Source organism: Algoriphagus zhangzhouensis, assembly GCF_900148515.1.
In the GTDB taxonomy this organism is placed as follows: domain Bacteria; phylum Bacteroidota; class Bacteroidia; order Cytophagales; family Cyclobacteriaceae; genus Algoriphagus; species Algoriphagus zhangzhouensis.
On the sequence record NZ_FRXN01000001.1, the window covers coordinates 961,262 to 974,440 of the forward strand.

Annotated in this window: 10 protein-coding genes; 7 read left to right on the forward strand and 3 right to left on the reverse strand. The window is 38.6% G+C overall.

The annotated features are described in order from the left end of the window. Window positions 1-187: 187 nt before the first annotated feature. On the forward strand, window positions 188-1,717 hold the full coding sequence (locus BUF13_RS04075; protein WP_073570441.1) for a thiol-activated cytolysin family protein: 1,530 nt from the start codon (window positions 188-190) through the stop codon (window positions 1,715-1,717). Between the two features lies 1 nt (window position 1,718). On the opposite strand, the gene BUF13_RS04080 is transcribed toward BUF13_RS04075, so the two are convergent. Next, the gene (locus tag BUF13_RS04080) at window positions 1,719-4,316 is read right to left on the reverse strand and encodes a serine/threonine-protein kinase (RefSeq protein ID WP_073570442.1); all 2,598 of its coding nucleotides are present in this window, start codon (window positions 4,314-4,316) and stop codon (window positions 1,719-1,721) included. Between the two features lie 9 nt (window positions 4,317-4,325). After that, window positions 4,326-4,868, reverse strand: coding sequence for an ECF-type sigma factor (locus BUF13_RS04085; protein ID WP_073570443.1), 543 nt, complete (start codon window positions 4,866-4,868; stop codon window positions 4,326-4,328). Window positions 4,869-5,006: 138 nt separating this feature from the next. Here BUF13_RS04085 and BUF13_RS04090 point away from each other — a divergent pair, with 138 nt between their 5' ends. The 3 genes from BUF13_RS04090 to BUF13_RS04100 all read left to right on the forward strand — a co-directional run bounded on the left by BUF13_RS04090 (window position 5,007) and on the right by BUF13_RS04100 (window position 9,263). Further along, complete coding sequence (locus BUF13_RS04090) at window positions 5,007-5,459, forward strand: nuclear transport factor 2 family protein (protein ID WP_073570444.1); 453 nt, start codon at window positions 5,007-5,009, stop codon at window positions 5,457-5,459. A 26-nt stretch (window positions 5,460-5,485) separates the two neighbouring features. Next, window positions 5,486-7,024: a M20/M25/M40 family metallo-hydrolase gene (locus BUF13_RS04095; protein WP_073570445.1), complete on the forward strand. Its 1,539-nt coding sequence runs from the start codon at window positions 5,486-5,488 to the stop codon at window positions 7,022-7,024. Window positions 7,025-7,172: 148 nt separating this feature from the next. Beyond that, window positions 7,173-9,263, forward strand: a complete 2,091-nt coding sequence (locus BUF13_RS04100) for a polysaccharide lyase family 8 super-sandwich domain-containing protein (protein WP_166669808.1) — start codon at window positions 7,173-7,175, stop codon at window positions 9,261-9,263. On the opposite strand, the gene BUF13_RS04105 is transcribed toward BUF13_RS04100, so the two are convergent. Beyond that, window positions 9,264-9,968 (reverse strand): NUDIX hydrolase, encoded by a 705-nt coding sequence (locus BUF13_RS04105; protein ID WP_073570447.1) that lies wholly within the window; start codon window positions 9,966-9,968, stop codon window positions 9,264-9,266. 81 nt (window positions 9,969-10,049) lie between these two features. Here BUF13_RS04105 and BUF13_RS04110 point away from each other — a divergent pair, with 81 nt between their 5' ends. From BUF13_RS04110 to BUF13_RS04120, 3 genes are all read left to right on the forward strand, one after another. After that, window positions 10,050-11,687, forward strand: a complete 1,638-nt coding sequence (locus tag BUF13_RS04110; RefSeq protein WP_073570448.1) for a carboxylesterase/lipase family protein — start codon at window positions 10,050-10,052, stop codon at window positions 11,685-11,687. Window positions 11,688-11,890: 203 nt separating this feature from the next. Beyond that, window positions 11,891-12,607, forward strand: a complete 717-nt coding sequence (locus BUF13_RS04115) for a Type 1 glutamine amidotransferase-like domain-containing protein (protein ID WP_073570848.1) — start codon at window positions 11,891-11,893, stop codon at window positions 12,605-12,607. Window positions 12,608-12,684: 77 nt separating this feature from the next. Then, window positions 12,685-13,179 carry a hypothetical protein gene (locus BUF13_RS04120; protein ID WP_073570449.1) on the forward strand — a complete coding sequence of 165 codons (495 nt, stop codon included), beginning with the start codon at window positions 12,685-12,687 and terminating at the stop codon, window positions 13,177-13,179.

A 13,179-nucleotide genomic window follows, 5' to 3' on the forward strand; every position in this document is an offset into this window, starting at 1 on the left:
ATAAATATCACGAACTAAAAAAAGGATTAATAACCATATTAGAATATTACTATTAATTAAGTACAAACAATCACAAAAAATACTATTTAATCAGGGAATAAAAGTTTTTTGAAAAAAACCCAATACCACGTTACCACTTTTGAAACCTTTTGTCGCCTTTAGAAATACAACCAAATTTCTATTCGCCATGAAAGCAAATTTTCAAATTTTCAAAAAGGCCATTTTTGCCTTTACTATGGGGATCTTTATGTATTCCTGTGATTTCGGAAACAATGATGATCCGATCAAAATATCTCCAGATGCTGAGACCATTGGAGAATATCTAAAAGGGTTAAACAACGACCCTAACAACGTATTAAATGTTCAAAGTATTTCTGGGTCTTCTCAGAGAACTCAAATGGGCACCAATACTCAAAGCACCAATTTTAGTGGTGGATATACAGAATGCAAAACTGTCACCTATGACCTTCGAAACAATTTTGAAGACATCGCTATCCTAAGACCTACAAATGGCATTATTTACCCAGGAGCATTGGTAATAGCTGATGAAGCGACATTGGGAGGCTTACCAACACCTGCCGGAGTGGATAGGGCTCCATTGGATTTACGAATTGATCTACCTGGAATCGGTGAAGAAGGAAGTTTTACCGTTGATAGTCCAAGCAATTCCAATGTCCAATCAGCATTGGATGGGGTTTTGGAATATTGGAATGCAAACGCCTATCAAGAAGGATATGTAAATGCAGCAAACTCAAGCTACGTGGCTAAAACTTCCTATAGTTCTCGTCAATTAAGTATGGATCTTGGGCTAAATGTTGAATGGGCAAGAGGAGATGTTTCAGCACAATTCAGTTACGAATCTACCAATACAGAAAGAGTAGCGATGATGGTGTTCAAGCAAGTCTTCTATTCAGTAACTATGGATCCTCCTACTAACCCGGGAAATGTTTTCGGACCTTCCGCTACACAAGCTGACATAGAAGCTAAGTTTGGACCTAACTCTCCTCCTGCATATGTACAAGCTGTGAATTATGGAAGAATTATCATGTTCAGAATGGTAACTACTGAAAGTGCTACTGATGCGGAGCTGGAAGGTACTCTCAACTATGCAACAGGCCTCACAAATGTATCTGGAACAGTAGAAACGAAGTACAAAAGCATATTGAACAAATCCTCCATCACAGTGGTAACCATAGGAGGAAATGCATCTGTGGCTTCAAATGCTGTTGAAGCAAAGACATTCGCAGATTTGAACTATATCATCACTGGAGATAATGCTGTTTATTCAAGAAATAACCCTGGAGTACCTATCTCTTACAAGCTTCACTATCTCAAAGACAATACAACAGCTAAGCTCGGTTATACTACTGAATATCAAGTAAAAACCTGCACTGACAAGAAATACCCAGCTAAAAATGTTTCATTGAATAATAAAAATGGATTTTTGGGAGTAACTATGAGGTTTTCCATAGCTTATAAGACAAAATCCGGCGGAAACACTTATAATCAAACAATTGCCAGTGGTGACATCTCTACCAATACGAAAAAAGTCAAAACCGTCCCTGCCGGAGCTTTTGATATTCGAATTACCGTCGAATACAAAGATGGATTTAAGTGGAAATTCCTAAGTGATTATGAATACAGCAAACCGACAGAGCTATGTTTGGAATCAACCCAAACGTTTACATCGGTTACGGTCCGAGGAGTATCCTGCTAAATCATTCATTAGATGCCAAGCCCCGATAATATGCAGCTTTTTCTTCATTATCGGTTGCTTGGTATGCTGAAGCTAAAGATGAATTCAATGAAAGTATTGCCTCTTTGTTCGACTCTTTATCTTCCTGATATGCATTCCGGGCTTTCTCTAAATATTCTATGGCGATAGGATAATCCCCCATTGCTAGCAGGCACTCTCCTACAGTCTGTTGGCTTTGGGCGATATCCGGATGGCCTTCTGAAAAAATACTTTCCCTAATTTCAAGCCCTTTCTTATAATAAGTGAGGGCTTTTTCATAATTACCTTCTGCTTCCTCGACCTTTCCCAAATTGACATAAGGCGATGCTTGTCTTGGGTTATTGGCATCCATAGTTACTTGAAAGTTTTCAGCAGCTTTCTGGTAATATTTTTTAGCACTCGGATAATCTTTTAAACTAAAGTATGCATTTGCTAAAGATCCAGACAATGCGCCAAAATAATAATGACTTTCTCCCATCAAGGAATCTATGATTACCAAAGTCTTTTCATAAATGGGAATTGCCTCTTCTGCTTTTCCTAATCGAATCAAGGTCCTGGCAGTATTTCCCATACTAGCAACAGTCTCCACATGGTAGTCTCCCAAAATTGCCCTTCTCTGCCTAAGGGACTCCTGAACGTACCCGAGTGCTATTGAATCCTCCCCTTTTTTCTGATTCAATGTCCCTAGGTAATTATAGGTATAGGCAATTTCTAAATGAGGTTCTTCATACAATTGCTTTTTCATATTTAAAGCCTCCATCAAATACTTCTCAGCTTCATCTAATTCACCCATGTCTATCAAATTTGCACCGATCATGTGAAGACTTGTAGCCAAGTCTAAATTGGGAGGATCAAAATAAGTAAGGTAAATATCATAAGCTGCTCTGTAGGAAGAATCAGCTTCGGCATTTCTTCCCAAATCATATAAGGAGTTTCCTTTTTGGTATAAAGTGATGGCCATCATTTCTGAATTCCCAAGCCCATTTTCTTTGAGTAACTGAACAGATTGATTCACCAAAACCAAAGAGGTATCTATGTTTCCATAGTAATAATACCCACTTGAAAGCTGAGTCAATCGTTCAGCAGTAGTCTCTGGATTTGTATTAGAGAGTGAGCTATTGATTTCAAATGCTTTTTCAGCAGTCTCCATTCCTTTATCATATTGACCGAGGTTAAAAAAAATTGGAGAAAGCCTGGCTAGCATATCCGCATACAATTCAGGATTGTCACCAGTGTTTTTTTCCAAATCTTCCAACCCTTTATTCAGTAACTGAACAGCGGTAATGGTATCTGCTCCACCCACATTTGGATCAGCAGCCAAGAACACATCCGACATTAAATCTGTAATCTGGTTTGCCCGTTTGGCCTCTTCTTGAGCTATATTTCTTTGCTCAGCTAATTGAACGGTATAATAGATCCCCATAGCCAAAAGCAAAATGAATGCCCCTCCAAGCGAAGATAACATCGCTCTATTTCTTCGGAAATACTTTTTGCTTTTGTAGGACCATGGAGTCTTTTCAGCAAGAACTGGATAATTATTCAAGAAAGCTTTGATATCTCTTGTCATCTCATCGACAGACCCATAGCGATCTTCTGGATTGATTTGCATGGCTTTGGAACAGATCATTTCCAAATCTTCTGCAAAAGGAACATTTCCAAAGTCTGAGGAAAGAGAAAAAGGTAAGCTTTCACCTTTCAAAATTGCATCCTTCAGGTTTTGTCGATCATCAAAAAAGTTATGAAAAGGATGTTTTCCTGATAACAATTCCTGAAAGATTACTCCCAATGCATACAAATCAGAGTTGGTGCCAACGTTTGTCTTTTGGATCTGTTCAGGAGACGCATAGGCCAAAGTAAAACTACCGGATTGATCTTCTCCTTCTTCCATCATCTTAGAAACCCCAAAATCCAACAATTTCACCTGCTCACCTTCATGAACGATGATATTTTGAGGCTTTAAATCAAGATGGGCTATTAAAGATTGGTGTGCATATTTGACAGCTTGGCAAACCTGAAGAAATAAGTCAATTCGATTATTTAAACTTAGCTTCTCTGCATTACAATGTTCGATTAGGTTTTTACCAGAAACCCATTCCATAGTGAAATAAGGTCTTTCATCTTCGGTAAATCCTCCATCGTACAATCGAGCGATATGTGGATGATTTAGCTTAGCTAGTATCTGTCTTTCCCTTTGAAAAAACTCTCGAAAGGAGCTATTTAGTACAACAGGCTTCATCAATTTGATGGCTACTATTTGATCAAATTGTCCATCTATTCTTTTTGCTTTAAACACAGAGCCCATGGCTCCCTGCCCCACTAATTCTTCCAATTCAAAGGATCCAATGGAAGATCCGATCAAATCTTGATCATTTTCCAAAACATTGAAAATGCTTGGTGCAGTAACATTAAAAATAGGATGTGCTTCACGGTCACCTTCTAAAAGCGACGCCAATTGATGATATAGGTTAGGGTCCTCCTCTAGAATGCCATCCAAAAAAAGTACCTGATCCTCTAGGGATAAAGCCGTCAGTTTGTGAAACGCATCTTCCAATGCCTTCCACTCCTCTTTCCTTTTACTCATGGTTTTTGCCTAATTTTTAAGCTCTTTACTAAGCCATGCTTTGGCAAGACGCCAATCTCTTCTGATAGTATCAATAGACACCCCCATCATTTTGGCAATCTCTTCATGCTTGTATCCTCCAAAAAAATGATACTCAACGACCCGGCAATGTCTATTATTAATAAACTTAAGTCGGGTCAACGCTTCATTGAGATTAATAACCTCTTCTGGAGTAGTAAAAATAGCCTGGTTAACTGCCCCGTACGTCAGTTGGATCTGATCTCCTCCTCTTTTTTGTCTCTTTTTCTGCCGAGCATAATCCACTAAAAACCTTCTCATCACTATTGCTGCAATAGCCATAAAATGAGATTTATTTTGGAAGCCATTTTCATGGTTTTCCAGTTTCAAGTATGCTTCATGGACTAAAGCAGATGTATCCAAAGTGTCTGAATTGTATTCAAACTTCAACTTTTGTCTCGCCATTTTTGATAACTCATCGTAGCAAGTCAAAAACTGAGACTTTAAAATAGAAAAATCGGAAGGCTGAGAACTGATTGCAGCAACTGAACTCATATAAATCAAATAAATAGTTTAAAAGAACAACTCTAAAATACAATTTGAAACAGTAAAAGCCTAATTCACAATGAATTGAATCCTTTAAAACCGAAAGTCAAGAAAATTATAGAAATTAAGCAGATAAAACCCCTTAAGATGAACACTCGATTTTTAATAGTTTTTGCTCTTTGTATATTCTTTTGTTCCAATTCCGCATTTGCTCAGACTTGGACAGAGGACCAGTTGAAGCAAATTGACCGATCTTGGGAAGATGTGAACCTTAGTCCCGATCCCGACTTTTTGGAATCCTTTCTTGCAGAGGATTTCATTTGGGTACACAACCATATGTCAATGGTAGACTCCAAGGAAGATGTAGTCAAGAGAGCAAAAAATGCGGTCAAAAATCCTAATAACAATACCCGGTCCCGCGATTCCAGGGATGTAAAAGTCATCATCGATGGATCAACAGCTATCGTCACAGGTATCACTGTAGTTGACCGGGGTCCAACACCAACCACTTATCATTTCATGAGAACTTATGTCCTCAAAGGAAACCAGTGGCAATTGCTTGCCAATCATACCATGGCAATCCCAGACGAAGAAATATAACCACCAAATAGAACCTTTAATCCTTTATGAAAAAACCATTACTCCTATTAGGCTTACTTATTCCCATACTGGGATATTCCCAAACTCCAACCCAAAAGCAATTGGATGAACTAACTACGCAAAGTTGGCATCATGGACTTGACCTCCTTAAAGAGATTGTCTCTATGCCAAATGATGCCACTTTCCCTGAGCAAATTGAAGTAAATATTGCTTGGTGTGAAGATCAGTTTTCCAAAAGAAACTGGACATCGGAAAGACTGGATACGGGAGGCATACCTCTTCTTCTTGCAGAGAAAAAAGAACCCAATGCGACTAAAACTGCGCTTTTGTATTTCCACATTGACGGACAAGCTGTCGACTTATCTAAATGGAACCAAGAAGATCCTTACAATCCTGAACTCAAGTCAAAAAAACCAAATGGGGAATGGGAAAGTATTCCAATGTCTTTATTGGATGAAAAATATGATCCAGAATGGAGAATCTTTGCAAGATCGACTTCAGATGATAAAGGCCCTTTTGCTATGTTCTTGACTGCTTGGGATGCAATGATTGGCGCAAACCTTTCTCCGGATTACAACATCAAAATCATTTTGGATTTTCAAGAAGAAAAAGGTTCTCCACTCCTTCCTGCAGCTGTGGACAAATACAAAAATGAATTGGCTTCCGACCTGATGCTAATTATGGATGGCCCAAGACATACCTCCAACCTCCCGACCTTAAGTTATGGAGCACGTGGGATTTCTAGAATGACATTGACAACTTATGGTCCTAAAACTCCTCAACATAGCGGTCATTATGGAAACTATGCTCCTAATCCTGCATTTCTTTTGGCTCAGCTTTTGGCAAGTATGAAAGATGAGGAAGGAAGAGTTATCATTCCGGGATTTTATGATGGTATCAATCTAACTGAAGCAGAAAAAGTAATCCTAAAATCTGTTCCAGATGATGAAAAGGCTATTCAAAACCGATTGGGATTAGGAAGGACAGATAAGGTTGGGAACACTTACCAAGAAAGTATTCAATATCCTTCGTTAAACATCAGAGGAATGGAATCAGCTTGGGTAGGTTCTGAAGCGAGGACGATAGTACCAGCGACTGCTTTGGCCGAAATCGATATGCGTTTGGTCCCAGAATCTGATCCAGTAAGGCTTTTCGAATTGATCAAAGAGCATATAAAAGAGCAAGGATTTCAAATCCTAGATCATGACCCAAGTGATGAGGAAAGAATGAAGTATCCAAAAATCGTAAAAATGGATTATTCAATTTCCTATCAGGCATTTCGCACACCTATGGATTCTGAAACCGGTGAATGGTTGCGCACAGCCATGAAAAGAGCATTTGATAAAGATCCAATCCAAATTAGAATCTCTGGTGGAAGTATTCCAATTTCACCCTTTGTAGATGCTTTAGGAGTTCCAGCTGTCACTATTCCTACTGTAAATGCTGACAACAACCAGCATAGCCCCAATGAAAATATTCGATTGGGGAATTACAGAGAAGGCATCAAAACTATCTTAAGTATACTCACAGAGCCCATTCAGGAAAATACCATCAATAAAAAATAAGCATCAAGAGGGATATAAAATCCCTCTTTTCTTTTATTACGATTGCTATCCTTAACGTACATTTTTAAATTTAACTAGCTAAACCAAATTGTTTGATATGAAAGCCCTTTCCAAAATTTTTGTTTTCCTATGCCTATCTTTTTTATTCATGCAAAGTCAAGGATACTCCCAAAATGGAGATGAGTATGACTTGATATTAGAAAGAGTTTTTGAAGAATACCAAAGCTCTCCCAATACTGCTACGCTAAACAAAGAAGCGAAAGAATGGAGTGAATCAATAAAAGAAAACGGTTCTTGGGAAGATATCAACTACAAAGATCAATCTGGTACTGGATGGAAACCTGATCGTCATATCAAGCGGATAGGAACCTTGACTAAAGCCTATACGAGAAAGGAAAGTGAGCTTTTTGGTTCGGAAAAAGTATATAATCAAATCATCTCAGCAGCAGAATATTGGATTAATCTAAACCCTGCCCCTAATTCCAGTAATTGGTGGTGGATCAGTATCAGTGTTCCTCAAGAGATCGGAAAGTTACTTTCAGCGATGAGATTTGGTACAAAAAAATTACCGCAAGAATTGGAAAACAACCTCATCAAATGGATGAATATGACTGTTTCCACTTCCAAATCCCCAGGAAAAGACGGTTCTAATCTGACAGATATCGCCCAGCATCGAATTATGCAGGCAGCATTGACCAAAAATGAAAATTTACTTTCAGAATCTGTGAAAATGACTTCTGAATCCATCAGGTTTTCTGAGAAGGATGGCATTCAGCGAGACTATTCTTTTCATGCACATGGTCCTGAACTTTACATGCATGGTTATGGAATGGAATATCTTTCAGGCATAAGAAATATTGAAGTATATGTAAAAGGAACCCGATTCTCATATACTCCTGAGCAGATGGAATTAATTTCTGACTTCGTCAAAAAAGGTTACTTACAAGTCATCAGAGGCAAATACATTGATTATAGTGTCATTGGCAGAGGAATATCCAGAAATAATGCCACCAGAACCAATTCAAATTTGGTGAAGCAATTGAGAGATGTTGTGCCAGATGAATCTACCAAAACCTATGGAGATGCTATCAAACGAATCCAAGAAGATGAATCCACTTCTTTTGGGGTAGAGCCAAGCCACACACACTACTGGAGATCAGATTACACTGTTCACCACAGGCCAGAATTTATGGTGAGTGTCAACATTGCTTCAAACCGAACTATTCGAACAGAGTCAGGAAACGGAGAAAATTTAAATGGACAGTTTTTGACTGAAGGCGCCATGTATATAGCGGTTGACGGGAATGAATACTTTAATATTTTTCCAGTTTGGAAATGGTATATGATCCCTGGAACTACCACGCCAGCAAATCAAAAACTTAAAAAAAGAACCAATTGGGTTGCGGAAAATGGCAATGTTGATTTTGTAGGAGGAGTCAGTGACGGTATTAACGGTGTCACTACATACCAAATGGATGCTTATAAAACTAAAGCCAAAAAAGCGTGGTTTTTCTTTGATGATAAAGTCATTTGTCTAGGAGCAGGTATTTCCGCTGATAGGCCCGAGCCTATCTATACCACTATTAATCAATCTTTGAAAAAAGGAGAAGTCTGGACTGGAGAAAATACATCGCTTAAGGAGTTTACTGAAAAAGAAGCGCATTTTGACAAAGATCTAAAATGGGTTTGGCATGATGCGATCGCTTACTATTTCCCAAGTTCACAAAACATCCGACTTTCAGCCCAAACTCAATCTGGATCATGGAAAGCTATTAACTCCAATTCATCTGACAAAAAAATTGAAATGAATGTTTTCAATTTATGGATCGACCATCAATTGAACCCGTCCAATAGTCAATATTCATACATACTTCTCCCGGGAATTGAGTCTCCAGATGGTATTTCCTCCGCTTCTGTTTCATCAATAGAAATTGTAGAAAACTCCTCAGATATTCAGGCTGTTTGGGATAATTCTAACAAACTTTTGGGAGTAGTATTTTATAAAAAGGGCAAATTGGAATGGAATGGGAATACTATAAGTATGGACCAACCGGGTGTAGTCCTTGCCTGCCAAACTGATGATGGTGAATGGACCATCAATTATGCTGATCCTACCCAAAAACTTTCAGGAAATGTAAAAGGAGAATTTAAATTCAATTCAAATTCCAAAAACCTAAATTTCAAGCTTCCTACAGGGAATTTGGCAGGGTCAACTATTTCAGAAAATGTAAACTTTTAATCATTTCCCTTTAAAGCAATATAAATACGGAGCTTTATGAGAGCCGCCAGAGAACAGCTTTTCATGTCTTTCCAAAATCCCCAAACCAAGCATCTTCCTTTGGAAATTGGCTCTGTTTAGGCTTTCTCCTAAGATAGCTTCGTAGACTGTTTGTAATTCTTTCATCGTAAATCTTTCTGGCAACAGATTTACTGAAAGAAGCTTTTGATCCAAATGCGTTCTCAAGTGCTCTAAAGCCTTTTCTACAATAAAATTGTGATCAAAAATCAATTCAGGGATCTGATCTATTGCATACCAACCTATTGAATCAGAAAGCATATCCTTTTTAGGCTCAACTTTTTCATAATCGATCAAAGCATAGTAAGCCACCGAAATAAATCGATCCAACATCCAGTAATCATCTGAAACATCTTGATTTCTGGCTTTAAAAATCTTCTTCATGACCTCTGGCTTCACTCGCTCCATAGAACCAAAAGTGTGAAACTGCTCTAAATAAACTTCGTCCAATCCAGTTCTTTCTCTAAGCCCTCTTTGCACTGCATTATCCAAAGCCTCATCTATTTTCACAAAGCCACCTGGCAAAGCAAACCAACCAGTATTATGGTATTCCATCAAAAGAATTTTGAGTTGGTCTCCCGAAAATCCAAATACAACTGAATCATAAGCTATGTGGGGAAGAAAGTCTTTTGGGTCTGGCTTGTTCATGGGCTTTTTCTAATAAATAATCTAGGATTTCAATCGAATTGCTAGTACTATTGTCTCTATTCGAAACAATAATCCCAATCTATGAAATCCTATCTTGTTTTCTTTCTAATTATGGTGATTTTACAAGCAAGTTCAAAAGAAACTTCTGCTCAAATCAATAACTCCTTTGATGTCCAAACGAAAATCAAAAATGGAACGATTGAAGGAATGTATGACACCAAAACCGGAGTACAAAAATATCTAGGTATTCCATTTGCGCAACCGCCTGTAGGTGATTTAAGATGGAAAGCTCCACTTCCGGCAAAAAATTGGTCTGGAATCAAAGAGACAAAGCACTTTGGTCCTCGAGCGATGCAAGCTCCTGTATTCGGAGATATGAATTTCCGATCTGATGGAATCAGTGAAGATTGTCTTTACCTGAATGTTTGGACTCCTTCGAAAAGGAACACGAAAGACCTTCCAGTTTTGGTCTACTTCTATGGAGGTGGATTTGTAGCAGGTGATGGCTCAGAACCTCGATATGATGGTGAAAGCATGGCTCAAAAAGGAATCGTAGTAGTAACCGTGAATTACAGATTGGGAATTTTCGGATTCTACTCTCATCCTGAACTAAGTGCAGAAAGCAGCTACAAAGGATCTGGAAACTATGGTCTACTGGACCAAAATATGGCTTTGCAATGGGTGAAAGAAAACATCGAAGCTTTTGGAGGGGATCCAAAAAAAGTAACTATTGCCGGAGAATCTGCGGGTTCTATTTCTGTCAGCTATCAGATGGCTTCTCCTCTTTCCAAAGACTTAATTGCCGGTGCAATTGGTGAAAGTGGCGCAGGTATCAATCCAACTCTCGCACCAATGCCAATGAAAGAAGCTGAAGCAATAGGGAAAGAATTCGCTGAAAAAGCAGGGATAAACTCTTTGGCGGAATTGAGAGCTTTATCCTCTAAGGATATCTATGAGATCTATCAGGAATCAGGACGTTTTGGTTTTCCAGTGAGCATAGATGGATACTTCCTCCCGAAAACACTTCCTGAGATTTTTGAAGCAAAAGAGCAGGCCCAAGTCCCATTGATGGCTGGATGGAACTCCGCTGAGATCCCAGGAATGGCATTTATGCAAGGAAAACCTTATACTAAAGAGGCTTTTATAGAGAAAGTAAAAGAAACATATCCTGAACAATGGGAGGTAGTTTTAGCGGCACATCCGCACCAGACTCCTGAAGAAGTTGAATGGGCCGCCACCAATTTGGCAGCAGATCGATTTATTGTTTATTCTACCTGGAAATGGCTAGATCTCCAAGCTAAGAATTCAGATCAGCCGGTTTATCGTTATATGTATAGCAAACTGAGACCTGAATTGAAAAATCAGGATTTGATTCCTGGATTAGCAGGGGGAACGATGGAAAGAAATGGACAGGAAGCTCCAAAAGCTATTGGTGCTCCTCATGCCTGCGAAATCGAATATGCAATGGGCAACCTTCCCTTGGTGCATGAGTATGCTTGGACGGCGGATGATTACAAGGTTTCCAGCCAAATGCAAAATTACTTTGCAAACTTTATCAAAACAGGCAATCCAAATGGAGAAGGTTTAGTAAATTGGAACCCTGTAAAAGGAAACGACACCCATCCACCCTATTTGGTCATCGATGTCGTAAGCGAAGAAAAGAAATCAGAAGTAGAGTCTAGATATCATTTTCACGACCAATACTTTGGCAAGAAATAAACCAGCTACCCGATTCATTTATAGGGTACGGGCCATCCAGCAATGGGTGGCCTTTCTTTTTTGGTTATAATTAATAGTTTGAATTAGCAATAAATCATAGCATACGAGTTCAAGAAATCAAACGACCATTTGAGGAATATTTGCTAAACGAAACCGCTACATATGTATATTCAATCTTCCACAATCCAGCAACCTATACTCAGATGAAAAAGTCTCTACTCTTATTAGTCTTTTCAATTCTTTTCCTAGGAACTTCCTATGCTCAAGACCAATATATCTTTCCTTTCGGAAGTGGTCCCAACAAGTTATTTATCAATGAAATCATCAAACTGACAGGCAAAGAAAAACCCAAGATTTGTTTCTTGCCCACTGCTTCCGGGGATAGTGAGAGAAACATCATTCGCTGGTATGAATTGGTCCATGATCTTTCTGTAGAGCCATCGGTTCAGCGGGTTTGGATTAGTTCTTACAATCAAAAGCAGACCTTTGAAGAGGTGTTGTTGAATGTAGATGCGATAGTAGTAGGCGGAGGAAATACGCTGAATATGATGGCGATTTGGAAAGCCCAAGGAATCGATGTGGTGCTGAAAAAAGCCTTGGAAAAGGGAATTGTTTTGGCGGGAGGAAGTGCAGGATCTCTTTGTTGGTTTGAAAATGGAACTACCGATTCCCGTCCTATTGAACTGAGTGTAGTGGAAGGTTTAGGCTTTCTTCCTTATAGCCATAGCCCACATTATGATGCTGAGGAGTATCGAAGACCGCTTTATGAGAAAAACATCGCAAATGGCATCTTCAAAGCTGGCTATGCCATGGACAACAATGCAGGAATCATTTTCAAAAATGGAAAGCCTTTCAAAGTAGTTTCCATTGACGAAAAGCATAACAGTTACTTCGTTTCTATCAAAAATGGTAAATGGTAGAGGAGAAATTGGAAGCGGTTATTTTGAGGTAGTAAGGGAATAAAGAACAAAATAGATGGGATTTCAAATAATTTAAAATGACTTCATTTCTCTTTGGTTTGATAATTTTATTGGTTGGATTTCTCGGATTATTTGCGACACTTACCTTCATCATAATTGAGATTTTCAAGCGAAAACCTAAACATTGGAAGAAGTCTATTTATAGTTTCCTGATATCTGGAGCGGTGGTTATTTTGCTTATCCTTGTCCATGAAGTAATTCTATTTCCACCAAATCCTAAATTGGATGATCTCGTATTGACTGCCTACAGAGAGGCTCCTATTGGGGGTTATTGGCTTGGCCTATATTATGATTCAACTTGGGAATTTGGCAATTCCTCAAGGGAGATTGAATTTGATGGAACTTTTGAAATTATCGGAGACACATTATTTCTATTCACTTCCTCAGGATCCACTTTTTACAATGGAAATTCTTCCAATCAATTCCTTATTCAGGCAGAAGACTTGGTTGAAATAGAAAATACTGGAATCAAAGGATTGAAAATCGGTCTAAATAAAATTTCGAAAGAATAA